Source organism: Bacillus sp. K7 (assembly GCF_053903245.1).
The window spans coordinates 1,181,701-1,207,465 of the sequence record NZ_CP096406.1 but is presented as its reverse complement, the minus strand read 5'-3'; the positions used below and the strand labels follow the sequence as shown (position 1 = coordinate 1,207,465).

Sequence of the window (25,765 nt, the reverse complement as noted above, 5' to 3'; positions counted from 1 at the left end):
TCCTATTAGCCATATTTAAAGGAGTAGTCAACATGGGACAATCGTTTAACGCACCTTATGAAGCGATTGGAGAGGAACTTCTATCGCAACTTGTTGATACTTTTTATGAGCGTGTCGCGTGTCATCCTTTGCTGAAGCCGATTTTTCCAAGCGATTTAACAGAAACCGCCAGGAAACAGAAGCAATTTTTGACTCAGTATTTAGGCGGGCCTCCGCTTTATACTGAGGAACACGGCCATCCTATGCTCAGAGCAAGACATCTTCCCTTTCCAATTACAAACGAGAGAGCTGATGCGTGGCTCAGCTGTATGAACGACGCAATGGACCATGTAGGGCTTGAGGGCGATATTCGTGAGTTTTTGTTTGGCCGGCTGGAATTGACAGCAAGACATATGGTGAATCAAACGGAAGCGGGGGATCGATCATCTTGACAAACTATCAGCATGAGCAATACTTCGCCCATTGTCACGGCCATCCAAAAAAACCGCTTGAAATTTATATGTTTGTAGACCCTTTATGTCCTGAATGCTGGTCCTTAGAGCCCGTCATGAAAAAACTGAAAATCAGATACGGACGCTTTTTCACTTTGCGCATTATCGCTTCAGCGAGCCTTACCGCGTTAAATAAAAAACGAAAAAAGCATCTTCTTGCAGAGGCATGGGAAAAGATCGCAAGCCGCTCCGGCATGTCGTGTGACGGCAATGTCTGGCTTGAGCAAGATCCCCCGCTTTCATCGCCTTATATGGCTGCTCTCGCTTTTAAAGCAGCCGAACTGCAAGGAAGAAAAGCCGGCATGCAATTTCTCAGAAATATGCAAGAAAGCCTGTTTGTTTCAAAGAAAAATATTACGGACGAAAATGTGCTTTTGGAAATTGCGGAAAAAACGAGTCTCGATCTTGAAGAATTCAAAAAAGATTTGCATTCTCAAAGCGCGGTCAAGGCGCTTCAATGTGACATGAAAATTGCCGCTGAGATGGATGTGTCCGCGAATCCGACGCTGACATTTTTCAATACACAGCATGAGGACGAAGGACTTAAAGTACCCGGCAGCTATTCATATGATGTATATGAAGAAATCCTATTTGAGATGCTTGGCGACGAGCCGAAGCCATCGGAAACACCGCCTCTGGAATGTTTTATTGAATATTTCCGCTTCGTTGCCTCGAAGGAAATCGCTCTCGTATATGACCTGAGCCTTGAAGAGGTAGAAAAGGAAATGAAAAAATTGGCATTCGCTAAAAAGGTTGCCAAAGTGGAAGCCAAACACGGCATGTTTTGGAAGTCTCTCAGCACTTATTCAGATGAATATCAATCATGTGAAAAATAGCCGCAGGCGTATATATGCTTGAGGCTGTTTTTTTTGCGCCCTTTACCAAACTTACGTTCTGTTCAAAACACTAAAGAAACCGCGCCGGGATAAGCGCGGTTTCATATGTCTTAACGACAACAAAGGGGATGGGAGAAATTTTTCACGGTCAAACAAAGGGGTAATGTTTGTTTGTGATCAATTTCACATCCTTATGATAACAAAAGATGTCGACTTTTGACAACCTCTATGCTTAATGTTCATATTTTTGTCACAAAACATAACGGAGCCTATTCACTCATATCCTATATGGAAAAAGGACGAGGAGGAACGCTATGGTGCGTATTGTCATCTCAATTGTATGCATTGCCGTTTTTTTCTGTTTGAATATACTTGGCATGATGCAGATGCTGCCGCTTTATATTACCTCTCCTCTGCTGTTTCTGTCTATTTTGTTTACCCTCTACCGCCTGAACCACCGCAAAACCTTCAAGGGGTTTTAAAAAGCCTGTGCAGATTTCTGCACAGGCTTTCTTTTTTTAAGACTGCTTGACTTTCATCAGCAGCTCTTCCATTTCATCAAGTTTTTCTTCAAACATTTTGCACGCAGCTTCGATCGGCTCTGGAGACGTCATATCAACGCCCGCTTTTTTCAGGACATCAATCGGGTATTGTGAGCTTCCCGCTTTCAGGAAGTTAATATAACGGTCAACCGCCGGCTTTCCTTCCTTCAGTATCTGGCTGCTTAACGCTTGGGCAGCGCTGTACCCTGTCGCATACTGATACACATAGTAATTGTAATAGAAGTGAGGAATCCGCGACCATTCAAGGCCGATTTCCTTATCAATCACCATGCCGTCTCCGAAATACTTTTTATTCAGGTCGTAATAGACATTCGTCAGAAGCTCAGGTGTGAGCGGCTCCCCTTCTTGCGCCTTTGTATGGATCAGATGTTCAAATTCAGCAAACATCGTTTGTCTGAAGACCGTTCCTCTAAAGCCTTCAAGCATATGGTTGAGAATATATAAGCGCTGTTTTTCATCATCTAAATTGTTCAGCAGGTATTCGCCAAGTAGCGCTTCGTTTGTCGTAGATGCAACTTCCGCGACAAAGATGCTGTAATTGCCGTATGGATATGGCTGATGCTTTCTCGTATAGTAGCTGTGTACGGAATGGCCAAACTCGTGCACGAGCGTAAAGAGATTATTGACGTTATCATGCCAGTTCATCAAAATATACGGATTCGTGCCGTAAGATCCTGATGAATAAGCGCCATTGCGTTTGCCTTTATTTTCATACACATCGACCCAGCGGTTTTCCAGCCCTTCTTTTAAAATAGAGGCGTATTCTTCTCCTAAAGGCGCCAGGCCTTTCAGCATGTAATCTTTGGCTTCCTCATACGTGACCTTCATCCCCGCATCCTTCACAAGCGGTGTATACAGATCATAGATATGCACTTCATCAAGCTCAAGCACTTTTTTTCTCAGGGCGATATAGCGGTGCAGGAGCGGCAAATGCTTATTTATCGTTTTGACGAGGTTGTCGTATACTTCCTCAGGAATACTGTTGTTAGAAAGCGCGGCTTCACGCGCTGACTTGTACTTTTTCACTCTCGCGTAGAAGTTGTCCTTTTTCACAGTGCCGCTTAGAGTCGTGGCCATTGTGTTTTTATATTGTCCATATGTTTGATATACTGCGTCAAATGCATTTTTGCGGACTTCACGGTTTTCACTTTCTAAGAAATTAATAAAATTGCCGTGAGTAATCTGTTTTTCATTTCCCTCTTCATCTTTAATCGACGGGAATGTAATCTCGGCATTATTTAACACGCTGAACGTGTTGGAAGATGACCCCAGCACATCGGAGGCTTCAGCAAGCAGCGCTTCTTCCTTCTCGCTCAGCACGTGCGGGCGTTCCTTTGTAATCTCCTCAATCGCATGGGAGTACAATTTCAGTTCTTCTTTTTCAAGAATAAACTGCTGCAGTTTGTCTTCTTCTATGGATAAAATTTCCGGAACCAAATAAGCGGTTGCGCTTGCGGCCTGTGTATACAAGTTTCCGGCCTTGTCGTTCAGCCCCTGGTAAAAGGAATTCCCAGTATCTTGGTCAGAACGCATATGCGCATATGTGTACAGCCTGCCCAGCCGCTCCATCACTTTATCTTGAAACGTAAGAGCTTCGTATAAATGATCGGCTGAATCTGCCAGCTTTCCTTTATACTTAGATAAATCCGGAATTAATTCTTTTACAGCTTGAAATTCTTTATTCCAGGCCTCATCATTAGGAAAAATATCCTCTAGTCTCCATGTGTCTTCTGCCTTTACCTCACTTCTGTCAGGCAGTTGGTTTGCTTTTTTTTCCTCAGCCATGGTGATCCCCCTCGTTTTCTTTGATTCAAGCCAATTGAAAAAACCGCTGTTTCCCAATAAACTTGTGTTGTGAATATCTTCCGGTTTTTCACTGCCTTTTGTCAAATCATATGCAGTAATGAAGAGAACGAATGCCAAAAAAGCAGTAAAAACTCGAAAAACCTTTCCTTTTGTGCCTCTCAAAGCCAGCCCACCACCTTTTGTCTTAGGGTGAGCCAAATAGGACAAACTCATTCTATAAAACAGCTGCGGTCACTTTCTATGAGTTCCTGTAATGAGCGTACACCCTCTGCAGGCTGGTTCAGCACATATACTTCTTTCTGAGTCTCCCTTAAAAATCCCTTCTTGCACAAGAAATCAATGTACTGTTTAACAACTTCAGATAGACAGTCTTCGCTGCATTCGTATCTGAGTGAAATGTTCTTTTCATGAATGTGCAGTTTGACCTGCTGTAAAACGGCTGAAAAGCGAATTGGCGCGCGTTTACGCCCAAGACGTGTTATAAACAGATAAAGAAACCCCTGCCACACAAAAACAGGGCTCTTAAAAACAGCCCCTTTTTTCACAGGGACAAACACTTCAGTCGGGAGAAAAGAAAGGGGCGTCTGCCGCTTCTCATAAAACAGCTGCCTGAGGCGATTGGTCTCCTTGGAGATGAAGCGATGGGGTTTATGGCGAAAACGGTGAATGGCTTTTATCCAGGCGGAATATTGAAATGGGGGCATCAGTTCACTGAAAAAAAGATCGTTTGCAGTTGCACGATGGATAGGGATGGTTTGAACAGAGGAATAAGAATGGTTCGCGTAAAACGGAATGATGCAGCTGAGCCGGCTAAACGAACGCGTTTCCGGGCAATAACATATCAGGGATTTATAAGGACTGGCATTGATAAATTGCCAATGAAAAGCTGAAAACTGATAAAAGGATGGAGCAGTTCGTTTTAAGCGGCTTTGTCCCATAATCCATTGCACGAAGATTTCTTCTCGTGTGAAGCCCTCTGTCCGCTTTTGAAAGACATCTGGAGCGAGAGTGGCACATTGATATTCAACCGCAAGCATGCGCCCCTTAATCTTTGCCATGATGTCAGGTCTTTGTTTGATTTTCTTGATATATGGTTCTAATACAGGAGAGGCATGTTGCGTTTTCAGCCATACATACAGCTGTCTTTTTCCTTCTAAGTGGTAGGCGCTTTCCGGTTCTACTTCTATCGAACAGGACTTGTTCTGTTTATGGGCGAAATGAGGCGCTTTTTGAAGTCCGAGCTTCACATCAAGCTCTCCCCCGCACACAGGGCAGAAGAATCTTCCCCGCTTTAATTTTCGGCTTTGCTGAGCGCCTAGAAGGTGAAACATTTGGCCGTCTTCAGTCACAGCACTAAACATTGTCATCTCTCCTTTCCAGATGAGGTATACTTTCTGGAAAAATGGATGAACTCCTGTTCGCTGTATGTTCGGTGTATATGTATATTTTTGATTTTAGTTCTCAAAAGTGGCATTTCATTGCATAAAAAAAACCGATTTCCGGAAAGAAATCGGTTTGTTATGACGCAAAGTGTTTTTTTATCGTTTCCAGAGCTTGCTCAGAAATAATCAGCTTGCCGTATTCTTCGAGACGGTGTATGCTGATTGAGGATTCATTTGCATACTCCAACAGGATGCTTAGCTGATTTTCAACCTCTTCATCAGTCATATTGCCAAAATCCACATATAAATAATATCGGTTCTCAAACGAATATAAAGTCGTTTTGCTTCCGTTAACGTTTAATTTAGATAGAGAAATAACATCCTCAAAATCGTCAAACCGCAAGACAAATTGAAGCTTTTGCTCCTTCTCTTCCTGATTGACGTCTTGCTCTTCTTTTTGGAAGTCATCCAGCAAGGCGTCAAGATCTTCAGATGCTGGTTCTTGCTTTTTATCCTCAGGAATCGGCAGTTCGAGCTTTTGTCCGTCTTTGGAAAGCTGGGCTTTTGTGACGATAATTTCCAAACCTTTGTCCAGTGCCTGAACTTGAATCCAAAGAGGGCCTTCCACAGCGAATTCCTCTTCCTCATGAACTTCATCCATGACTTCCCAGAAAAGTTCTTCACTGCGCTCACGGTTATACCAGATTTCTTCTCTGTCAAAACCGCGATCTTCAATATCTCCGTAAGACATATAAAATTTTACTGTATGCTCGTTAATTCTTTCAATTTCCATTTGCCAACCTTCCCTTCTATATAAGATGTTGAAGGGACATCTAAGCTCCCGATTAATAGTACTTTACTACACTTTACCCATTCCGTCCACATCTTAACCTTGAAGAACGGCCAGTGTGAATTCCTTTGTATTTCTATTTTATGATAAAACAGTCACAAAAGAAATAAAAATGCACCTTTGCCCAAAAAACGGCAGTTGTGCGGCTGATATCATAAAATACGACCCGTCTCATATAGTAGTAGTACAAGCGATGGAACGAAAGCGAGGTGCCGATTCATGGAGCATGACTATCTAATTTCTCTGCTTATGATTGTGGGGATCGACCTGATCCTCGGCGGAGATAATGCGGTCGTCATTGCCATGGCCAGCAGAAATTTGCCGGACAAGCAAAGACAGCAAGCCATTCTTCTCGGAACATTTATCGCCGTTGCCATGAGAATCGGGTTAACAAGCGCAGCGGTATATCTTTTGAACATTCCTTTCTTGCAGTGCGCCGGCGGCATTTTCCTGCTGTATTTAGGATATCAGCTGCTGATTGAAAAAAAAGACACCCAGCACATCAAAAGCAGCACCTCTCTGTGGAGAGCGATACGAACGATTGTGCTTGCAGATCTCTTTATGTCGCTGGACAACGTCATAGCAGTCGCCGGAGCGTCACACGGTGAATTTTCTCTCGTTATCATCGGTTTGTGTGTATCGGTGCCAGTTATTATTTGGGGCAGCAAACTCATCCACATTGCACTTGAGAAAATCCCGCTCCTGATTTACGCGGGAAGCGGGCTGCTTGCTTATACTGGCGGGGAAATGATTGTCAGGGACAAAAAGCTGTCTTTTTTTATGGCGCAGCACGGCGCAATTGAAACGCTCCTCCCCATTTTAACGGTCGCGTTTGTTATCCTGGCGAGTATTTATTATCAGCAGGTAGAAAAATAAAAGAAGGCTGATGACTCAGCCTTCTTTTGATGATACGATCTATTAGTTTGCCAAACGCTGTGCTTCTCTTAATTGGAAAGAGCGGACTTTTCTTGGCAGGAAACGTCTGATTTCGTCTTCGTTATATCCAACTTGCAAACGTTTTTCGTCGATAATGATCGGACGGCGAAGCAAGCCTGGGTGCTCGTTGATCAAGCTGTATAAATCTTGCAGCGGCATAGATTCAACGTTCACGTTCAGTTTTTGGAATACTTTTGAACGGGTTGAGATGATCTCATCTGTTCCGTCCTCAGTCATTCGAAGAATTTGTTTGATTTCATCAATTGATAAAGGTTCAGAGAAGATATTTCTTTCTTCAAATGGAATCTCGTGCTCCTCCAGCCACGCTCTCGCTTTTCTGCATGAAGTACAGCTTGGTGATGTGTATAGTGTAACCATTCATCTTCACTCCTCTAATTAGTAGGATGAACATCTATTTTATTCTTAAATTGAAATTACTCTAAAAAAGGAATCTTTATAGGTATTATACTATAAAAAAGTAAGTGTGAACAGTATCCTAAGAAAAAAATGTGTCAATCCAGCAAATTTTTAATTTTAATGATATGTTCTGATTCTCAATTAGTCTAACTGATCGAAAATATTTTTTTGTTTTTCATCATCAATGAATTTCAGGACCTCATCCGTCTTTTCGTATGATTCCCCATACCATTTCTCATCTTTATAAGTATGAATGTTTTCATATGTCTGTTTCATGGCTTCAAGAATTTCTTCTTCTGATTCTGTTTTCGGTGACCAGTACAGAATCTCCATCTTGTTTACTTCATTCGTAGCCAATGACCGGCGCCGGTACCCAATTGACTGAGCATGCTTGAAATGCTCTCTTTGATAAAATCTCAGGCGCTTTTCTGTATCAGCATCATCTTCATCCACAGGCTCCACCTCGAGCAATATCGGCTTATTTTTCTTTTTCAGCTTCGCGATCAATTTGCCGCCAAGCCCCTGCCCTCTTGCATCCTTAGACACATACAGATAATCCACGAAGATAAAAGACTCAAATTCCGCAAACATTAAAATATGATGTTCGCCTTCATCTTTATGATAAATATCGCTCCGCTCTTTTAATAGAGCTTCCATATGCGCTTTTGATTTCATTTCTTCAATTGGAAAGTACTCGCTAAGCTTTTCATACCAGTTCATTGATTTGCTCCTTATGAGTTCATTGTCTTCATACTTTTAGATATACCCCATTTCTTCTTGTTTAAACAGCTTTACATCTATAAAGACGTACGAACTTCCACCATGGTTTCATTTTTTTTCAGCCAGGCGCTCGGTTCATTGTGAAGGGTATGCAAAAAGGCCTCATTAAGTGCTGCTTTCTCTTCTATAATGAAGCAGCCGCGGCTGTGCCAGTGCGATAAAAAAGGTTATGCCATATAATGCGGCAGCCGCGACAAAAACCGTTTTCGCACCAGCCGTATCAGCTACGAGCCCCATGATGGAGTAGGTGACGCCGGACCAAGGAGTCAAAATTGCATTTTTGGCAGCCATGATCCCGATACGCTTCTGTTTCGGAATAACCTCCTGAAGCACGGTTTCCTGGCAAATATCACGCACCTGATAAAAAGGCCCCATTGCAGCACAAGCAAGAGCACATAAAAACGGAATTGGAGAAAATGAGAACAAAAGAGTCAGCATCGACATGACTAGCGAGCTAAACATAATGGCAAATCCCATTTTCCGCTCAAAAAAAGCAGAAAAACGAATGGCAATCACACTGCCGACAATGGCACCTACAAAATAAGAAGCGTTAAACATCCCCCACCACACCTCTGTTTCATGCAAAACAGCCACCGTAAATGCGAGAAGAATCGCAGACGACCAAACAGAACCTGCCAAAGCTTCTATCATGTCCATTAGCGTAATGTCTCTTACAATAGGGATGATCACGACATCCTTCCATATACTCCCAGCAGATGCTGATTCAGCTGTGCCATCAGCCACTTCTTCATTTACCTGAAGCAAACAAATCGAAGCCCCAGAAAGGACAAACAGCAGAAAGGCTGCACCGACAACGATCTCAAAAGGTACGGCATACGTCAAAAGGCCTCCTAGTCCCCAGCCTGCAGTCAGAAACAATTGATTCGAGAGGGAGATGACGCCATTCGCTTTCACATATTGTTCTTTTGAAACGATCATCGGCAGAAGCGCGAATCTTGCCGGCTGAAAATAGGCGCCTGTGAAAGAAAAACAGAACACAAACAGCAGCGTTATCCAAAAGAAAACCTGTGCGTTATGACTGACGCTAAAAGCCATCAGGATTGTAAAGACCGCTCTCAGCAGATTTGCGCCCGCAAGCACCTTTTTAAAACCGAAATTGCGAAGCACAGCAGAAATGCAAAAGCTCGCCGCTATACTCGCAAACGACATGAACGATAAAACAAGACCCGCCAAAAAGACAGAATCGGTCATTTGATAGACCCGGACCATTAAAACGATTGTGACAAGGACTCCTGCTAAAGATTGAAGGGATTGAGACAGCAGCAGTGCAAAAACATGTTTGTTATGCAGAAATTGTATCGTATTTCGCCTCCGTTTTTTCCTCTAATTGCAAATATTATCATTCTCACTTTCTATGATTGCGCAAAAAAATCCTTCAAGACGTTTCTCTTGAAGGATTGAAGAATCATGAGTAAGCTTTAAATTCCGCTTCCGTGCACATCACAAAATGTCCCGGTGTAACTTCACGGAATTCCATCGTTTCCCCATCTTTTAATTGATGGACAGATGGATCGTATTTCTGGCGGACGCGATTTCTCTCGTAATCCGGATCAGGAAGCGGAATCGCCGAAAGCAATGACTTTGTATATGGGTGAAGCGGATTTTCATAAAGCTCATCTGCTGGCGCAAGCTCAACAAGTTTACCGAAATACATCACTCCGATGCGGTCGCTGATGTATTTGACCATCGATAAATCATGGGCGATAAACAGATATGTGAGCCCTTTTTCTTTTTGCAGGTCTTTCATTAAATTCACGACCTGCGCTTGAATAGATACATCCAAAGCAGAAATCGGCTCATCCGCGATAATGAACTCCGGATCAACAGCAAGAGCTCTGGCAATCCCGATTCTTTGGCGCTGGCCGCCGGAAAATTCATGCGGGTAGCGATTCGCGTGCTCCTTGTTTAAACCGACTGTTTCCAAGAGCTCGTGAACCCGCGCCATTCGCTCTTTTTTCGTTTTCGCCAGCTTATGAATATCGAGGCCTTCAGCAATAATATCAGCAACTGTCATTCTCGGATTCAGGGATGCATATGGGTCTTGGAAAATCATCTGCATTTTGCGGTTGAATTCCAGCAGCTTTTTCCGTGATTTTTTCCCGTGCACATTTTCGCCGTTGAAGAGCACCTCACCATCGGTTGCTTCATACAATCGAATGATGCTTCGGCCTGTTGTCGATTTACCACAGCCAGATTCACCAACCAGCCCTAACGTTTCACCTTTATAGATATCAAATGACAAATCGTCTACAGCCTTAACCGTTCCTTTTGGCGTGACAAAGTGCTGTTTTAAATGTTTGATTTCTAATAGTTTCTCAGTCAATTTATTCACCTTCTCTCACTAAGACAGGTTTTTCATACGTATTTGCCAGCTTACGCATTTTCGCTTTTACCGCTTCAGGCGGCTCTACCTTTGGCGCGTCGGGATGAAGCAGCCACGATTTGACATAATGAGTATCGGACACCTTAAACATTGGCGGCTCCTGTTCAAAATCGATTTTCATCGCGTAAGAGCTCCGCAGCGCAAAAGCATCTCCTTTTGGCGGGTTTGTCAAATCAGGCGGCGTGCCCGGGATTGCAGTCAGCTGTTCTTCTCCTGAACTATCCAGTGTCGGCATAGATGCAAGAAGCCCCCACGTATACGGATGTCTCGGATCGTAGAAAATCTCGTCGACCGTACCGGTTTCTACAATCTGTCCCGCGTACATGACAGCGACCCGGTCAGCAACGTTGGCCACAACACCAAGATCGTGTGTGATAAAGATGATGGATGTGTCAATTTTCTTTTGCAAGTCCTTCATCAATTCAAGAATTTGCGCTTGTATCGTTACATCAAGAGCAGTTGTCGGCTCATCGGCGATCAAAAGCTTCGGATTCGCCGCAAGGGCCATGGCAATGACAACCCGCTGTCTCATTCCGCCTGAAAATTCGTGCGGAAATTGATTGACCCGTTTTTCCGGCATCGGGATACCGACTAACTCCAGCAGTTCGATTGCGCGTTTTTTCGCCGCTTCCTTGGAAATTTTATCGTGTTTAAACAGCACTTCGGTAATTTGTTTGCCAACTTTCATCGTCGGATTTAAAGAGGTCATCGGATCCTGGAATATCATCCCGATATCTTTTCCACGGACATTTTGCATCTCTTTTTCGGAAAGCGGCACCAGATCCTTGCCGTCAAACAAGATCTCACCGCGCTTAAAATAACCCGGAGGCATTGGAATCAGCTTCATGATCGCTTGAGAGGTCACACTTTTTCCGGAACCTGATTCTCCGACGATAGCCAGTGTCTCCCCCTTATCCAGATGGAAATTCACCCCGCGGATCGCCTGAACCTCTCCGCCATATGTTTTAAATGAAATCGCTAAATCTTTTACTTCTAATAGGCGTGTCACCCGTATCACTCCCTTATTTACGTAACTTAGGATCCAATGCGTCTCTTAATCCGTCGCCGATCACGTTAAAGCCAAACATCGTAATGCAGATGAAACCGGCAGGGAAGAATAAACGCCACGGATAATAGGTCAAAGCAGGCAATCCGTCAGAAGCCATCGTTCCCCAGCTTGCCAGCGGAGCCGGAACACCAAGTCCCAAATAGCTTAAAAAGGCTTCTGTAAAAATCGCAGTCGGAACTGTCAATGTCATCGTAACCAAGATGGAACCCATTGCGTTTGGCACGATATGTTTAAACAGCAGACGGGATGTTTTTGCACCAAGTGTCTGTGAAGCAAGCACATACTCCTGATTTTTCAGCTGCAGCACTTGCCCGCGGACGATTCTGGCCATATTAATCCAGCCTGTAATGGTCATGGCGATAATGATCGTTAACAGTCCTTTCGGCAGCACAACCATCAATAGGATGACCATTAATAATGAAGGAACAGCCCAAAGGATATCGGCGATACGCATCATAACTTCATCCGTTCTGCCTCCGCGGAAGCCTGAAATGCTTCCCCAAATCACGCCGATCAGCAAATCAAGAACCGCGGCCGCTACACCGATAAAGATTGAGATTCGCGCACCTACCCATGTGCGGACGAAAATGTCCCTTCCAAGGTCATCTGTTCCGAACCAATGATCTTTTGAAGGCGGCTTATCCGCATTTAAAAGATTAGTAGTCGAATAATCATACTTTGAGAACAGCGGCGCAAAGATCGCCATAAGGATAATAAGCACAATGATGACAAGCCCGACCATCGCAAGCTTATTGCTGCGGAAACGAAGCATCGCATCTTTCCAGAGGGAAAGGCTCTTTTTACTGATTTTTTCGGCATCGCCGGCATTCGCTGCGGCTGGTTCAAACAGGTTTTTTGGAATGTTTTGCATGGCCTAGGCTCCTTTCTTTGCTTTGGAAAGCTTGATTCTTGGATCAATAATGCCGTATAGCACGTCTACGATTAATACACACAATAGCAGGATGACACTGAAGAACACTGTTACACCCATAATGACTGTATAATCACGGTTTGTAATACTGTTTACGAAGTGCGAACCAAGCCCCGGGATCCCAAAAATCGTTTCAATAATGAAGCTTCCCGTTAAAACCTGCGCGGCCATTGGCCCCATATATGTAACGACTGGCAATAATGCGTTTCGGATGGCGTGCCGCACTGTAACTGCTGGACGGGACAGCCCTTTTGCTTTCGCTGTGCGAATATAATCACTGTTTAACACTTCGATCATGCTTGAACGGGAAAGTCTGGCAATAAACGCCATCGGCATGGAAGCAAGTGCGATTGAAGGCAAAAAGGTGTATGCCCAGGACTCCCAACCCGCGACGGGAAACAGATCAAGCTTCATGGAGAACACATATTGCAAAACAGCCGCCATGATAAAGCTCGGAACTGAAATACCAAATATCGTTAAAATCGCGACGGTATAATCCTGCCACTTGTTATGGTAAAGGGCTGCTATAACCCCAAACAATACACCAAACGCTAAAGCGAGGAGAATAGCTTCTGCTCCAAGAGTGAATGAAACGGGGAAACCTGAACTGATCAGGTCGTTAACACTCTGACCTTTATATTTAAATGACGGTCCGAAATCCCACATTGCAACTGATTTTAAATAACTGGCGTATTGTACAAACAGCGGCTTGTCCAAGCCATAATGCGTATTTAAGTTTGCTTCAATTTCAGGCGGAAGCTTTTTCTCACCTGAAAATGGCCCGCCCGGTGCTGCCTGCATTAAGAAGAATGTCACGGTTACAATCACAAATAATGTGATAATCATATAGACTAAGCGTCTTCCGATATATTTTAGCAAGGGGGAACACCTCCATGATTTTTACATTTTTGTACTTTTCAGCAAGAAAGGTATATGGGAAATAAGTCCCCATATACCTTGAGGTTTTTGTTTTCACAAATCTGACTTATTGAAAGTACGCGTTTCTGAAATAAATTTCTCCGGTCCCAGTAAGGATGGTTCCTTTCAGATTTTCGTCCTGCACCCAAGGAATCGTATAAAAATAAATTGGCGCTACCGGCATTTCATCAATGAAAATACCTTCTGCTTTTTTCAGCAGCTCCGCACGTTTTGTTGGATCTGTTTCAGTTTGCGACTGATTCAGAAGCTTTTTGAATTCTGGATTTTCCCAGCCAGTATCGTTATTACCTCCGTCTTTGTCACGGAACAATTCAAGGAAGTTAATAGGGTCGTTGAAGTCGCCAAGCCAGCCCATACGGCCGATTTGATAATCTTGGCTGTGAAGCTTATCAATATAAACATTCCATTCTGAGTTATCAAGTTCAACATTCACGCCTAAATCTTTCTTCCACATTTCTTGGACAGCTTGAGCGATTTTGGCATGTGCGTCATCAGTGTTATAAGACAATTTGATTTTCGGCAGGTCAGACGCCTTGCTTAAGCCCATTTCTTTCAGGCCTTTTTCAAGGTATTCTTTTGCCGTTTTGATATCATTGTCTTTGAAATAGCCTTCTTTGTTATCTTCAAATCCCTTCATTGTCGGCGGCACCGCAGCCATTGCCGGGATTTGTTCTCCTTGTGTAATATTTTTAACAATCGATTGGCGGTTAATCGCATAGGATAATGCTTTACGGATATTGACGTTGTCTAACGGCTTCGCTTCAGTATTGAATTTGTACCAATACACACCTGCCATCGGCTCAACATGTAAAGAACCGTCTTTTTTCAGGGTAGGGAGCGATTCAGTCGGAAGCTGTCCGAGCGGCAAACCGGCCCAATCAAGTTCACCAGCTTGGTATTTTTTCAGTTCTGTATTGTTATTGTTGATCATCACCATTTTAATTTTCTTCAGTTTGACTTTGTCTTCTTCCCAATACTGGTCATTTTTCTCAAGAGTAATAGATCCACTGTGTTTCCATGCCGTCATTTTGAACGGGCCGTTTGAAACATAATCGTCTCCGGCATTTGTGTTCCATTTTTTATTTTTCTCAGCTATTTTCTTGTTAATTGGCATATACGTATAGAATGCAGTTAATTCTGTAAAATATGGAGTCGGGTTATTTAACTCAACCTTTAGCGTTTTGTCATTTACAGCTTTTACAGCCACATCATCAAGGCTGCCTTTTCCTTTGTTCGCCGCTTCAGCACCTTTTATGTAATAAAGCTGATAAGCGTATTGCGATTCATTATTAGGGTCAAGCGCCCATTTCCAGGCATATTCAAAGTCTTCCGCTGTTACCGGGTCTCCATTAGACCATTTCACACCATCTCGAATAGTGAATGTATAAGTTTTGCCGTCCTTGCTTGTTTCAATTTTAGATGCCATGCCTTCTTCTGGCTCACCATCAGCGTTCATGCGTGTCAATCCTTCAAAAGTCTGACGGATGACCCCGCCTGATACTGAATCATTTGCCAATCCCGGATGTAAGGAGAACGGCTCAGTTTTAATATTAATGTTAAGCGTCGTCTTTCCTTTGCTGTCCTTTTTCCCCTCACCGTTTGATCCGCCGCCGCCAAAGCCGCACGCGCTCAATACGAGAGTGAAAATAAGCATCAACGTGACAATCGACCAACGTTTTTTCATATTCGCAAACCCCCTAAATAATAATTTTTCAGCTCCTTACGGCTAAATCCTCAGAAATATCAGACAAATGAACCTGTGTTTCCATAACTTTTATTCTGTTCCGTCTTTTCTGATTATTTTTGTAAAAAAGCTGTAACAATAGAGTGAACAAGTTCATTATAATGAAACAAATAATTTATTGCAATATTATTTTATCAATTTAAAATATTAGAACTTCGTTAGTTTTTCTTCCACGAACATAATATCCTTCTACCGATTAAAGCATAAATTGATTAAAATCTATTTTGCCAGTTTTCTTCCCATATTGCTTTTTACATATAATATCTAGCTATTTTCATGCTGATAGAAGTTATCATTTAGGCGGTTTTACAGTACCCGTGGGTATTGATATCATTACAATGTTACTCGGAAAAAGAATGTTTTTTCATGATGACAATTGGTTATAATTGATTTATAATGAAGCAATCAAAAGAAAAGCGTGCTATGAAAAAGAGTAGTACACATTTCACCTGTTTGAAGAGAGTCTGCGGTGCTGGGAGCAGATAACGGGCAATGTGGAATGGACTTTGGAGCAGCTGACCGAATCCGAAAAGTAGGCTCAGCCGGAGCAGTCTCCGTTAAAAACGTCAGAGTGATTCCATTTTAATGGAATAATCAGGGTGGTACCACGGTTCATTCGTCCCTTTTTCACAGGGGAAGAGTGAGCCTTTTTTATTATGTTTTAAGAAATGAGGTTGATTTTCATGAAACAAACGATTTTTTCAGGCATTCAGCCAAGCGGCTCCGTTACGCTTGGCAACTATATCGGTGCAATGAAGCAATTTGTCGAACTGCAAAATGATTATAACAGCTATTTTTGCATCGTGGATCAGCATGCGATCACCGTGCCTCAAGACCGGCTTGAGCTCAGAAAGAATATCCGCAGTCTGGCTGCGCTTTACTTAGCTGTCGGACTTGATCCAGAAAAAGCCACATTGTTTATTCAATCAGAGGTTCCCGCGCATGCGCAGGCCGGATGGATGATGCAGTGTGTTGCATATATCGGCGAGCTTGAACGGATGACTCAATTTAAAGACAAGTCCAAAGGCAATGAAGCTGTTGTCTCCGGCTTGTTAACGTACCCGCCGCTGATGGCCGCTGATATTTTGCTGTATGGAACGGATCTTGTGCCTGTCGGTGAGGATCAAAAGCAGCATCTCGAGCTGACACGAAATCTCGCAGAACGCTTCAACAAAAAATATAACGACATCTTTACGGTCCCGGAAGTGAAAATTCCAAAAGTCGGCGCACGCATTATGTCTCTTAATGATCCGCTAAAGAAAATGAGCAAATCTGATCCGAACCAGAAATCTTATATTACCTTGCTGGATGAGCCAAAGCTTCTTGAAAAGAAAATCAAAAGCGCTGTGACAGATTCTGAGGGGATCGTGACATTTGATAAGGAAAACAAACCAGGCGTTTCCAACCTTCTTACGATTTATTCAATCCTCGGCAATACGACCATTGAAGAGCTTGAAGCAAAGTACGAAGGGAAAGGCTACGGCGAGTTTAAAGGTGATTTGGCAGAAGTCGTGGTTAACGCATTAAAACCGATTCAGGACCGCTATCATGAACTCATTGAATCTGATGAATTAGACCGGATTCTTGATGAAGGCGCGGAACGTGCGAACCGGACAGCAAACAAAATGCTGAAAAAAATGGAGAACGCCATGGGTCTTGGCCGAAAAAGACGCTGATCAAAAAACCGCTCTTGGCAAAGAGCGGTTTTTTTCAGTTTACCTTTGATTCGTTTTCCATTTCCCATAGCTTTTCGAAAAAAGGCTGTCCTTTTATCAGGTTTTCGCAAAAAGCCAAATGCTTGTCCGACCAGCCTTCAATTGTTTCGTTATACAGCATGTCCCAAATCTCTTCAAAGCTCATCCGTTTGATTTGTTCATACATATGCGGGTTCCATTCTGTATACCAGTAGCCGATTTCAGCGCGGTTATTCAGCCCTTTTAATTGATCCAGCGCCATAAACATCAGCTGCTTGATTTGCCGTTCTTTTCTTGTCAGCCCTCTGACGTGCTCTGGTGCTAATGATAAAATGTGATATTCTTTGGAGGATTCGAGCTTCTTTACTTCAAATTCATATGTTTCAGGCTCTACATCTTTTACCATTTCATAAACGAGCTGCTCCTGTCTTGGGATCAGGCGGCTTTTTCTGACAGGGATTGTGTAGCCGATTGTGTCGACAGCCAAAATGCCAATTCCGTCTGTTACGACAAAACAATACTCAAGCTTTGTCCGCTCATGATTTTTCCGAATGTACGATTTTTGATGTACGTCGTCAAGCAACCCTTTCGGAAGCTCAGACAAATCGTTCTCTATGTAATGAAACAGAACTGACGGCACCCTTAACAGCGGCACCTGATCCAAAAGCTCAACCGTATCTTCTTTGCGCCATTCATGAAAGTGGCATACATTGTAGCCATTTTCTTCCCCTTCAAACCAATTGACCCACACATCATGAAGAAATAACATCTCTAACCCCTCACTTTTATAAAAACTGTTGTCCACAGTATAGGCAAGGCACAGAGAAATTATTCCAAAGAGATTGAGGAAATCTGGAATCGCTGGGTTTATATCAGAATCACAAAAAGCAGATCTCTTTGTAGATTTTCTAACAAAAAGAGATCTGCTTTTCTTCTGATTTCGTTATATTTCATAACAAATATTGTTTTCATTTTTATTTCATATTTTTTGGGTCCAATGCATCCCGCAGGCCATCACCGACAAAGTTGAAGCATAAAACAGTCAATAAAATTAATAGCCCGGGAAATAATGGGTACCACCATGCTTGAATCATTACTGTGAAATTCTGTGCGTCTTGAAGCATGTTTCCCCAGCTAGCAATCGGAGGCTGGATTCCGAAGCCTAAGTAACTTAACGCTGATTCAGCGAGAATGACAGATCCTACTTTGAGTGTTGCCGAGACAATAATCGGCCCTAACGCATTTGGCAGGATATGAGAAAAGATAATTTTGTGCGTCTTTGTTCCAATTGTTTTGGCAGCGAGAACATATTCTCTTGAACGAAGCGACAAAAATTCTCCCCTTACTAACCGTGCTGTCGTGGTCCAGCCTGTGAGACAGAAAATTAAAATCAGTTTGTCCACACCGGGCTTGAAGATGGTAACCAGTGTGATCAGCAAGAAGATATCAGGAATAGATAATACAATATCGACCAGACGCATAATGACAGCATCGACTATTCCTCTGAAATATCCCGCTAACGCCCCTAAAACCGTTCCGATTAATATCGAACCGACTACTGACGCAAAACCGACCAATAAAGAAACACGCGCCCCATATAAGATCCGGCTGAAAATATCCCGGCCGAATTTATCTGTTCCCATCAAGTGTTCAAGGCCCGGCGCCTTATATTTATCAAGCAGGCTCTGCTGCTCTTGGGGATAAGGCGCAATGAAAGGAGCGAAAACAGCCGACATAATAATGATAAACAGAATGACGGCACCTAGAATGGCCAGTTTGTTTTTCGAGAATTTCTCCCAGAAAATCTTGGTCATCGTCTCTGGTTTTTTCGAAATATTTTCTTTCAGCCTGATCTCCGGCGAGGGAGTTGGTTGCAGCTCTGACATCTCTGTTTCCCCCCTTTTAATATTCGATCCGCGGATCAACAATCGCGTAAAGGATGTCTGCAATGAGGTTTCCGACAACAACAAGAACTGCCGAGATTACAGTCATTGCCATAATAACCGGATAATCGCGCTGGAATGCTGAATCGACAAACAGCTTTCCTAATCCCGGCCAAGTGAAAATCTGCTCTACGACAACCGCTCCGCCGATAAAGGAGGGAATCATTAAACCAAAGATCGTAATAACAGGCAATAATGCATTCCGCAATCCGTGCTTAAACAATACCCTATTCTCTTTGAAGCCTTTAGATCTGGCAGTCCGAATATAATCTTGGTTTAACACATCGAGCATATTGGATCTTGTATACCTCGTTAAGCCTGCCATATCAGCTGTCGCCAGCACAAAAGCGGGTAATAGCAAATGATGAATCCGGTCGATATAACTAAAATCTGCGTTAAGCGTTGCCACTCCCCCGGTCGGAAACCAGCCGAGATTCACAGCAAACACCATGATTAAAATCAGTCCGAACCAAAAATTCGGGATCGCCAAACCGATAAATGAAGTAAATGTAATGCCATAGTCCAGCTTGGAATAAGGTTTTTTTGCAGAAATCACCCCGAATGGGATGGAAATGATCAGCGCCAATATCGTCGACACCAGCATCAAGAGGAGAGTGTTGGGCAGCCGTGCTAAAATCAGCTCTGAAACAGGCGTTCCTTTTCTGATGATGGACGTACCGAAATCACCTTGAACCATATTGCCGAGCCATTTTAAATATTGAACATACTCAGGGTCGTTGAGGCCGTATTTTTCAATAAACTGCGCCCTGTCTGCCTGACTGATCGTGGGGTCCATCATAAGCGTCATCGGATCTCCCGGCGCGGCTTTCATAATAACGAAAGACAAAATTGTAATTCCCAAAAGAATAGGAATCGAAGATAGCGTTCTTCGAATGATATATGTAACCATATTCTTGTCCCCTTTGTGGTTCTTTTTCAATATAGCAGGGGAAGGAAACACGCTCCCTCCCCTGCAAGGGAAAATTATTGGGCAAGCCACCATTTTTCAATCTGATATAGTGTACGTTTCGGATGATATACATAACCCTCTAAGTTAGTCGGCATCGCCATATGGTTGTTCGGATAATAAAGGAAGGTATATGGCTGATCTTCAGCAAGCTTCTGGTAAATCTTTTCGTAAGCTTTTGAGTACTCATCACGATCGCTGATTGATTTTGCATCTTTGAGAAGCTTATCAACTTCAGGGTTTTTGTACCACATATTATTTAAACCGTTTTCAGACTGGCTTGAATGGAAGATATCGTAATGATCCGGGAACGTGGATAGACTCCATCCTAAAACCATTGCGTCATAATCCCAGTTAGGGGCACTTGTCTGCTCAACTAACGCGCTCCATTCAACAATTTGCGGCGTTACTTTAATACCGACTTTCTTCAGCTGTTCTTGGACAACAACTGCAATATCTTCACGAACTTTGTTTCCTTGGTTCGTTTTCAATGTAAACTCGAATTTTTTGCCGTCCTTATCAAGAATCCCGTCACCGTCAGTATCTTCCCAGCCTGCTTCTTTCAGCATCTTCTTCGCTTTTTTGACGTTATACTTGAATTTAGGAACCTCTACATCTTTCGGGTAATTCCATGAAGCAGGACTTTCCGGAATATACGCGACTTCCGCGTCCCCATCCAATACAGTTTGCACCATTGTTTCACGATCTAAAGCGGTGGTGAGCGCCTGGCGCACTTTTTTGTCTTTGAAGAGCTCATTTTTCTCATTCCAGCCGATATATGAGTAACTTAGCGCCAAGTCTGTTACAACCTTGACATTATTAAACGATTCCGCGGTCTTGTAGTCAGTTGACGGCACGTTAAAGAAATCAATATCTCCCGCTTGAAGCTGAGCAACCGCTGCATTAGCGTCAGGTATGATTTTATACGTCACACTGTCTAAATACGGGCGCCCGTCATAGTAGTCATCATTGGCAACGAGTTTGACGTATTGCCCGTCTTTCCATTCTTTAAATTTGAAAGGACCCGAGCCAATTGGATTTTTTCTATTAAAGCTATTATCCTCAAGCTCAGCAACCGGGACATCTTTTAAAATGTGCTCCGGCAGAATCCCGTAGCTATCTAACGTATTGTTATAGAAGTTAGGATCTTTGTATTTCAGCGTAAATAAAACCTCATAATCTCCCTTTTTCTCTACCGATTTCAACATTTCAAAGTTCGAGCCGCGCTCTCCTTTGTAATCCTTGTTCAATGGAATGTTGTACGTAAAGACAACATCATCGGCAGTAAGCTCTTCTCCGTCGTGGAACTTAACGCCTTTTTTTATTTTCACGTCATATTTTAGACCGCCATCCAGCTCTTTTACACTTTCGGCTAGTGACATTTTGACATTTAATTTTTCATCTGTCTTTGTTAAAAAGCTGTAAATCATTTGTTCAATATCTGTACTCGATTCATCAGTTGAATATAATGAGTTGAAAAGGGTTGGCGCCCCGATTGAACCCACAACCAAATCCCCGCCTTGCTGCGGTTTTCCGTTTGATTTTTTCTCGCTGCTGCTGCTCGATTTTGATCCGGAGCAGGCTGATAAAAAGATGGCCAGAACCATCAATACACTTAGCATCATCAGTGCGGTTTTCCGTCTTTTCATTCAATATTCCCCCTCTTGAAATGTTCGTTCTTCTAAGCTGTTGTTTATGTAGTGTGCATACCCCCTCTCAAAGCTGTGCGGGCAACATTAGCTATAAAGGTGACAAGCCACAAAGTGGCTGGGAGCAGCTTCTTTGAATTCTGGTATTTGTTCCTTGCATATTGGCTTTGCAACAGGGCATCTCGTATGGAAAACGCAGCCTTTTGGCGGATTGGCCGGACTCGGCAGTTCTCCCTTCAGGACGATGCGTTCGCGTTTGACAGATCCTATTCTTCTTGTAACCGGAACGGACGATAGAAGAGCTTGCGTGTAAGGATGAAGCGGATTGTCATATAACTCGTGCTTTCCGGTCAGTTCCATCATTTTGCCGAGATACATGACTCCGACTCTGTCGCTGATATGGCGGACAACACTTAGGTCATGAGAGATAAATAGATACGTTAGATTAAATTCTTCCTGTAATTCCTCCATTAAGTTAATCACTTGGGCCTGAATGGATACATCAAGTGCGGAAACCGGCTCATCTGCGATGATCAGCTCCGGATTCAATGTAAGCGCTCTGGCGATCCCGATCCGCTGACGCTGGCCGCCGGAAAATTCATGGGGGTAACGGTTGGCAAACGACGGGTGAAGGCCTACTCTCGCAAGCAGTTCTTCGACTTTCTCGTTTCGTTCCCGCATCGTATACATGTGGTGCGTATGTAACGGCTCCTTAATGATAGAACGCAGCGTTTTTCTTGGATTCAAAGAAGCAAACGGATCTTGGAAAACCATTTGAATATTTTTGCGGACACTTTTTCGCAGCTTTTCTTCTGACAGGTTGGAAATATCCTGCCCCTTAAAAAGAATTTGGCCTTCTGTCGGTTTGTACAGCCTGATCATCGTCCTGCCGGCAGTCGATTTCCCGCAGCCTGATTCTCCAACGATTCCGAGGGTTTCTCCTTTTTTCAGCGAAAAGGAAACACCGTCCACCGCTTTTACATCGCCGACTTTTCTTTGAAAAAAGCCTGAGCGGATCGGGAAGTATTTTTTCACGTCACGAAGTTCTAAGATTGTTTCTTGATTAGCTGCTGTCATGATTGTTCGGCACCCTCTTCCTCATATAAAAAACATCTCACCGTTCTTCCGCTTTTGTGCGTCAAAAGCGAAGGCTGATTTGACCAGCATTTATCCATGGCTTTCGGACACCTTGGGGCAAATCGGCACCCCGGCGGAAGGTTATCTGGTGTCGGCACGCTGCCTTTAATCGCGTTTAATTTATCAATCTCTCCATCTATGACGGGAATCGACGTAAGCAGGCCTTCTGTGTAAGGATGAAGCGGTTCTAAAAATAAGTCGTCGACAGCGGCATTTTCTACGACTTGTCCGCAGTACATGACAATGACTCTGTCGGCTGCTTCCGACACGACACCTAAGTCGTGTGTGATGAGAAGGATCGACGTGTTGAACTTCTGACAGAGATCTTTCATGAGCTCGAGAACTTGGGCTTGTATTGTCACATCCAGCGCTGTTGTCGGCTCATCGGCAATGAGCAGTTTAGGATTGCAGCTGAGTGCGATGGCAATCATCACCCTCTGCCTCATTCCGCCGGACAGCCGATGCGGATACTCCTTCATCATTTGCTCGGCCCGGGAGAAACCGACCATCTGCAAGAGCTCAACAGCTTTTTGGCGCGCTTCTTTTTTCTTCATGTTTTTATGGTAAACCAGCACTTCGGTAATTTGTTCTCCGATTGTTAACACCGGATTAAGGGAGGTCATTGGCTCCTGAAAAATCATGGATACTTCGTTTCCGCGGATTTTGCAAAAGTCATTTTCAGTGAATGAGGTGAGGTCTTTGTCTTCGAGTTTAATAGAGCCGTCCATGATTTTTCCGCCGGCGCTTTGGACGAGGCCCATAATGGATAAAGAAGTAATGCTTTTTCCGGAGCCCGATTCACCTACAAGCGCGACGGTTTCGCCTTTGTTGATGTGAAAATCGACTCCGTCAACCGCAGGGATCGGCTCCTTTTTCCTAAAAAAATAAGTCTTTAAATTATTCACTTCTAAAAGTGTGCTCATGCTAGCTCCCCTTTCCCCCTCTTGTTGTCAAACATTTTCAAGAGAAAGCAATCCCTTTATTCAGAAATAATAAATAATATTGAATTATCGAAAAATTTTATAGTTGTATATTATTACAATCATTTTGCAAAATCAAGAATTTTTTAGGATAAATGTAATATTATTAACGAAATTCCATTATTTTATTCTTTTAAAGCGTTGCATTCAAAAAGGTTTCGGCGGGAATGGACAGCCCGTCTGCCGTGTTTGCTTTGTTTGCGGTTAAATATTTTTTTACAATATTGAATCCGACTGCGTATCCAAGCATTTTAGGATGATATCCTTTTCCGAATAACAGCTGTGAAAATAAACGGTTTTCCCGTTTGATATCCAAGTTGGGTGCGATTTTTTTCTCGTATAAAGCCTGCAGCTGCTTTTCGGTATACCAAGATGTCCATTCAGCCGTTTGACTTCGGCCGAACCTCTCATAAACAGCATATTCTGCCAGCCCCTCCATGATGATTGTATCAAGCAATGTGACATCCTTTTCCTCTTTTGTCAGATGATCTAACCGGCAAACGTGATGATATTCATGTGTCATTAGGGCAGAGACTGACGCAAAATCCAACTCTGACGAGAGAAAGAGGAACATCTTATCTTGAAAGGCGAGTCCTGATTTTGAGCCGAATTCTAAACGGATTGTTCTGTTTCGCACGTCAACCGGAAGCGGGACAATTGGTACATCAGGACCTTTCCATTTGTTTTTCAGATACTGTTCTTCCTTTTGAATATGCTCGTAAAACCCTTTTTCTTTCAGCTTGGAAGCTGTATCGCTGCCTTCTTTTATGTTTTTAAACATTCCATGATGCTGAAGGTGCCCCAAAATGCCTTTCCAGTCCTTTTTTTCAATCCCTGAAAAAAGCGGGACAATGTAATGCGCCAAATCATTTATTGAAGCAGCCTGGCTAAGCCAGCTATATGTTTGTTCCACACTCATGTGATCGCCTCCTCTTTTTATCCTATGCGCGCAAAAAAAACCGGCTACCCTTTAAGGGCAGCCGGTTTGGCGTAGTTATGATTGGTATTTCTTAAAGATCAATGTGGCATTATGTCCGCCGAATCCCAATGAGTTGCTGAGAACATAATTGAGATCCTGTCTGCGGGCTTCATCAGGCACATAATCTAAATCGCATTCTTCGTCAGGTGTTTCAATATTGATTGTCGGCGGGATCGTACCTTCTTTAATGGCAAGCACAGAGAAAATCGCTTCAATACCGCCAGCTGCTCCTAAGAGGTGGCCTGTCATCGATTTTGTAGAGCTTACCGCAAGTTTATGCGCATGCTCGCCGAAAACGGTTTTGATTGCCATTGTTTCGTATTTGTCATTGTAATACGTGCTTGTTCCGTGAGCATTGATATAATCAATGTCTTCAGGAGAAATGTCCGCATCTTTAATGGCTTCTTGCATCGCTCTCGCTCCGCCTTCACCGTCTTGGGCCGGAGCTGTGATATGATAAGCGTCTCCCGTTGAGCCATAGCCTACAATTTCTCCGTAAATCTTAGCGCCGCGGGCCAGAGCGTGCTCAAGCTCTTCAAGAACAACAATCCCTGCGCCTTCACCCATGACAAAGCCATCACGGTTTTTGTCAAACGGACGGCTTGCTGTTTTCGGATCTGGATTAGTAGACAGCGCTTTGTTTGCGCTGAATCCCGCGAATGACATTCTTGTCAGCGGCGCTTCTGTTCCGCCTGTGACCATTACGTCAGCATCGCCGCGCTGAATGACTTTAAACGCGTCACCGATAGAGTTTGTTCCTGTAGCGCATGCTGTAACCGTACAAGAGTTGACCCCTTTTGCTCCTAATGCAATAGAAATCTGGCCTGTCGCCATATCAGGAATCATCATTGGCACAAAAAACGGGCTGACCCGTCTTGGGCCTTTCGTTAAGAAGATTTCAAATTGTGACTCTAGTGTTTCAAGCCCTCCGATACCGGAACCTACCCAAACACCGACTCTCGGCGCGATCTCATCGGTAATGTTAAGATCCGCGTCTTCAACCGCCATTTTCGCAGCTACGACCGCATATTGTGTGAAGCGGTCCATTTTTCTGGCTTCTTTTTTATCCATATAATCTTCAACATTGAAGTCTTTTAATTCTGCGGCTACTTTCGCCGGATATTCTTCAGCATCAACACGAGTGATCGGACCGATTCCGGACACACCGTTGATTGCGTTATTCCAACTTGTATCAACGTCGTTGCCAAGCGGAGATAATGCTCCAAGTCCTGTAACAACTACTCTTTTTTTACTCATCTTGTGTGCAC

At 43.4% G+C, this 25,765-nt stretch carries 25 protein-coding genes and 1 other annotated feature; of the genes, 5 read left to right on the top strand and 20 right to left on the bottom strand.

Translation table 11 applies throughout. The features are described from left to right. Positions 1-32 precede the first annotated feature (32 nt). The 3 genes from M1D98_RS06050 (at position 33) to M1D98_RS06040 (ending at position 1,809) form a co-directional block, all read left to right on the top strand. Positions 33-431 (top strand): globin domain-containing protein, encoded by a 399-nt coding sequence (locus M1D98_RS06050; protein WP_010329388.1) that lies wholly within the window; start codon positions 33-35, stop codon positions 429-431. Continuing rightward, positions 428-1,327 carry a protease adaptor protein SpxH gene (spxH, locus tag M1D98_RS06045; protein ID WP_010329387.1) on the top strand — a complete coding sequence of 300 codons (900 nt, stop codon included), beginning with the start codon at positions 428-430 and terminating at the stop codon, positions 1,325-1,327. Before M1D98_RS06050 ends, spxH begins: the two co-directional genes overlap by 4 nt. 314 nt (positions 1,328-1,641) lie before the next feature. Then, a complete protein-coding gene (locus M1D98_RS06040) occupies positions 1,642-1,809 on the top strand; it encodes a hypothetical protein (RefSeq protein ID WP_010329386.1) in 168 nt (55 codons plus the stop codon). Between the two features lie 36 nt (positions 1,810-1,845). Here M1D98_RS06040 and pepF read toward each other — a convergent pair whose 3' ends face one another. From pepF to M1D98_RS06020, 4 genes are all read right to left on the bottom strand, one after another. Beyond that, a complete protein-coding gene (gene pepF, locus M1D98_RS06035) occupies positions 1,846-3,675 on the bottom strand; it encodes an oligoendopeptidase F (RefSeq protein ID WP_456280094.1) in 1,830 nt (609 codons plus the stop codon). A gap of 230 nt (positions 3,676-3,905) precedes the next feature. Beyond that, the gene (locus M1D98_RS06030; RefSeq protein WP_456280093.1) at positions 3,906-5,057 is read right to left on the bottom strand and encodes a competence protein CoiA family protein; all 1,152 of its coding nucleotides are present in this window, start codon (positions 5,055-5,057) and stop codon (positions 3,906-3,908) included. A gap of 157 nt (positions 5,058-5,214) precedes the next feature. Further along, complete coding sequence (gene mecA / locus M1D98_RS06025; RefSeq protein ID WP_010329384.1) at positions 5,215-5,871, bottom strand: adaptor protein MecA; 657 nt, start codon at positions 5,869-5,871, stop codon at positions 5,215-5,217. Continuing rightward, positions 5,838-5,963, bottom strand: a complete 126-nt coding sequence (locus tag M1D98_RS06020) for a hypothetical protein (RefSeq protein WP_120698858.1) — start codon at positions 5,961-5,963, stop codon at positions 5,838-5,840. The genes mecA and M1D98_RS06020 overlap by 34 nt, the downstream gene beginning before the upstream one ends. A gap of 184 nt (positions 5,964-6,147) precedes the next feature. On the opposite strand from M1D98_RS06020, the gene M1D98_RS06015 reads away from it, so the two are divergent. Continuing rightward, positions 6,148-6,804, top strand: coding sequence for a TerC family protein (locus tag M1D98_RS06015; protein ID WP_121642321.1), 657 nt, complete (start codon positions 6,148-6,150; stop codon positions 6,802-6,804). A gap of 42 nt (positions 6,805-6,846) precedes the next feature. On the opposite strand, the gene spx is transcribed toward M1D98_RS06015, so the two are convergent. The 8 genes from spx to oppA form a co-directional block, all read right to left on the bottom strand. After that, positions 6,847-7,242: a transcriptional regulator Spx gene (gene spx, locus M1D98_RS06010; RefSeq protein WP_039073559.1), complete on the bottom strand. Its 396-nt coding sequence runs from the start codon at positions 7,240-7,242 to the stop codon at positions 6,847-6,849. 180 nt (positions 7,243-7,422) lie between these two features. Beyond that, positions 7,423-8,001 (bottom strand): GNAT family N-acetyltransferase, encoded by a 579-nt coding sequence (locus M1D98_RS06005; protein ID WP_121642320.1) that lies wholly within the window; start codon positions 7,999-8,001, stop codon positions 7,423-7,425. Positions 8,002-8,166: 165 nt separating this feature from the next. Further along, the gene (locus M1D98_RS06000; RefSeq protein ID WP_456280221.1) at positions 8,167-9,381 is read right to left on the bottom strand and encodes an MFS transporter; all 1,215 of its coding nucleotides are present in this window, start codon (positions 9,379-9,381) and stop codon (positions 8,167-8,169) included. A 106-nt stretch (positions 9,382-9,487) separates the two neighbouring features. Continuing rightward, complete coding sequence (gene oppF / locus M1D98_RS05995; protein WP_039073556.1) at positions 9,488-10,405, bottom strand: oligopeptide ABC transporter ATP-binding protein OppF; 918 nt, start codon at positions 10,403-10,405, stop codon at positions 9,488-9,490. A gap of 1 nt (position 10,406) precedes the next feature. Continuing rightward, positions 10,407-11,483 (bottom strand): oligopeptide ABC transporter ATP-binding protein OppD, encoded by a 1,077-nt coding sequence (oppD, locus tag M1D98_RS05990; RefSeq protein WP_082246326.1) that lies wholly within the window; start codon positions 11,481-11,483, stop codon positions 10,407-10,409. Positions 11,484-11,487: 4 nt separating this feature from the next. Further along, a complete protein-coding gene (oppC, locus tag M1D98_RS05985; RefSeq protein ID WP_010329377.1) occupies positions 11,488-12,405 on the bottom strand; it encodes an oligopeptide ABC transporter permease OppC in 918 nt (305 codons plus the stop codon). Between the two features lie 3 nt (positions 12,406-12,408). Further along, complete coding sequence (gene oppB / locus M1D98_RS05980) at positions 12,409-13,344, bottom strand: oligopeptide ABC transporter permease OppB (protein WP_010329376.1); 936 nt, start codon at positions 13,342-13,344, stop codon at positions 12,409-12,411. A 106-nt stretch (positions 13,345-13,450) separates the two neighbouring features. Then, positions 13,451-15,088 carry an oligopeptide ABC transporter substrate-binding protein OppA gene (gene oppA, locus M1D98_RS05975; protein WP_010329375.1) on the bottom strand — a complete coding sequence of 546 codons (1,638 nt, stop codon included), beginning with the start codon at positions 15,086-15,088 and terminating at the stop codon, positions 13,451-13,453. 474 nt (positions 15,089-15,562) lie between these two features. Continuing rightward, positions 15,563-15,775, top strand: a binding site (T-box leader). 56 nt (positions 15,776-15,831) lie between these two features. On the opposite strand from oppA, the gene trpS reads away from it, so the two are divergent. After that, entirely contained in the window at positions 15,832-16,824 is a 993-nt protein-coding gene (gene trpS, locus M1D98_RS05970; protein ID WP_268528963.1) for a tryptophan--tRNA ligase, read from the top strand. 34 nt (positions 16,825-16,858) lie between these two features. Here the strand turns inward: trpS and M1D98_RS05965 are convergent, their stop codons facing one another. The 8 genes from M1D98_RS05965 to fabF form a co-directional block, all read right to left on the bottom strand. After that, positions 16,859-17,611 carry a YjbA family protein gene (locus tag M1D98_RS05965; RefSeq protein ID WP_268558928.1) on the bottom strand — a complete coding sequence of 251 codons (753 nt, stop codon included), beginning with the start codon at positions 17,609-17,611 and terminating at the stop codon, positions 16,859-16,861. A gap of 205 nt (positions 17,612-17,816) precedes the next feature. Then, positions 17,817-18,728, bottom strand: a complete 912-nt coding sequence (gene appC, locus M1D98_RS05960) for an oligopeptide ABC transporter permease AppC (RefSeq protein WP_268558929.1) — start codon at positions 18,726-18,728, stop codon at positions 17,817-17,819. 16 nt (positions 18,729-18,744) lie between these two features. Next, positions 18,745-19,695, bottom strand: a complete 951-nt coding sequence (locus M1D98_RS05955) for an ABC transporter permease (RefSeq protein WP_268523183.1) — start codon at positions 19,693-19,695, stop codon at positions 18,745-18,747. A gap of 74 nt (positions 19,696-19,769) precedes the next feature. After that, positions 19,770-21,401, bottom strand: a complete 1,632-nt coding sequence (locus M1D98_RS05950; protein WP_268523185.1) for a peptide-binding protein — start codon at positions 21,399-21,401, stop codon at positions 19,770-19,772. Between the two features lie 87 nt (positions 21,402-21,488). Beyond that, entirely contained in the window at positions 21,489-22,478 is a 990-nt protein-coding gene (appF, locus tag M1D98_RS05945; RefSeq protein WP_268528974.1) for an oligopeptide ABC transporter ATP-binding protein AppF, read from the bottom strand. Next, positions 22,475-23,461: an oligopeptide ABC transporter ATP-binding protein AppD gene (appD, locus tag M1D98_RS05940; RefSeq protein ID WP_121642314.1), complete on the bottom strand. Its 987-nt coding sequence runs from the start codon at positions 23,459-23,461 to the stop codon at positions 22,475-22,477. The genes appF and appD overlap by 4 nt, the downstream gene beginning before the upstream one ends. A 190-nt stretch (positions 23,462-23,651) precedes the next feature. Beyond that, positions 23,652-24,437 carry a DUF2268 domain-containing protein gene (locus tag M1D98_RS05935; RefSeq protein WP_010329367.1) on the bottom strand — a complete coding sequence of 262 codons (786 nt, stop codon included), beginning with the start codon at positions 24,435-24,437 and terminating at the stop codon, positions 23,652-23,654. A gap of 75 nt (positions 24,438-24,512) precedes the next feature. Next, positions 24,513-25,754 carry a beta-ketoacyl-ACP synthase II gene (fabF, locus tag M1D98_RS05930; RefSeq protein WP_268523192.1) on the bottom strand — a complete coding sequence of 414 codons (1,242 nt, stop codon included), beginning with the start codon at positions 25,752-25,754 and terminating at the stop codon, positions 24,513-24,515. Positions 25,755-25,765: the final 11 nt, after the last annotated feature.

Excerpts from the sequence above, each read along its gene's own strand:
- appC (WP_268558929.1), bottom strand. The coding sequence starts at position 18,728 with ATGTCAGAGCTGCAACCAACTCCCTCGCCGGAGATCAGGCTGAAAGAA.
- M1D98_RS06040 (WP_010329386.1), top strand. The coding sequence starts at position 1,642 with ATGGTGCGTATTGTCATCTCAATTGTATGCATTGCCGTTTTTTTCTGT.
- appF (WP_268528974.1), bottom strand. The coding sequence starts at position 22,478 with ATGACAGCAGCTAATCAAGAAACAATCTTAGAACTTCGTGACGTGAAA.
- oppC (WP_010329377.1), bottom strand. The coding sequence starts at position 12,405 with ATGCAAAACATTCCAAAAAACCTGTTTGAACCAGCCGCAGCGAATGCC.
- M1D98_RS06050 (WP_010329388.1), top strand. The coding sequence starts at position 33 with ATGGGACAATCGTTTAACGCACCTTATGAAGCGATTGGAGAGGAACTT.
- mecA (WP_010329384.1), bottom strand. The coding sequence starts at position 5,871 with ATGGAAATTGAAAGAATTAACGAGCATACAGTAAAATTTTATATGTCT.
- M1D98_RS05955 (WP_268523183.1), bottom strand. The coding sequence starts at position 19,695 with ATGGTTACATATATCATTCGAAGAACGCTATCTTCGATTCCTATTCTT.
- M1D98_RS06015 (WP_121642321.1), top strand. The coding sequence starts at position 6,148 with ATGGAGCATGACTATCTAATTTCTCTGCTTATGATTGTGGGGATCGAC.
- appD (WP_121642314.1), bottom strand. The coding sequence starts at position 23,461 with ATGAGCACACTTTTAGAAGTGAATAATTTAAAGACTTATTTTTTTAGG.
- M1D98_RS06030 (WP_456280093.1), bottom strand. The coding sequence starts at position 5,057 with ATGTTTAGTGCTGTGACTGAAGACGGCCAAATGTTTCACCTTCTAGGC.
- fabF (WP_268523192.1), bottom strand. The coding sequence starts at position 25,754 with ATGAGTAAAAAAAGAGTAGTTGTTACAGGACTTGGAGCATTATCTCCG.
- spx (WP_039073559.1), bottom strand. The coding sequence starts at position 7,242 with ATGGTTACACTATACACATCACCAAGCTGTACTTCATGCAGAAAAGCG.
- M1D98_RS06020 (WP_120698858.1), bottom strand. The coding sequence starts at position 5,963 with ATGTGGACGGAATGGGTAAAGTGTAGTAAAGTACTATTAATCGGGAGC.
- trpS (WP_268528963.1), top strand. The coding sequence starts at position 15,832 with ATGAAACAAACGATTTTTTCAGGCATTCAGCCAAGCGGCTCCGTTACG.
- M1D98_RS05965 (WP_268558928.1), bottom strand. The coding sequence starts at position 17,611 with ATGTTATTTCTTCATGATGTGTGGGTCAATTGGTTTGAAGGGGAAGAA.
- oppA (WP_010329375.1), bottom strand. The coding sequence starts at position 15,088 with ATGAAAAAACGTTGGTCGATTGTCACGTTGATGCTTATTTTCACTCTC.
- M1D98_RS05935 (WP_010329367.1), bottom strand. The coding sequence starts at position 24,437 with ATGAGTGTGGAACAAACATATAGCTGGCTTAGCCAGGCTGCTTCAATA.
- M1D98_RS06005 (WP_121642320.1), bottom strand. The coding sequence starts at position 8,001 with ATGAACTGGTATGAAAAGCTTAGCGAGTACTTTCCAATTGAAGAAATG.
- pepF (WP_456280094.1), bottom strand. The coding sequence starts at position 3,675 with ATGGCTGAGGAAAAAAAAGCAAACCAACTGCCTGACAGAAGTGAGGTA.
- M1D98_RS05950 (WP_268523185.1), bottom strand. The coding sequence starts at position 21,401 with ATGAAAAGACGGAAAACCGCACTGATGATGCTAAGTGTATTGATGGTT.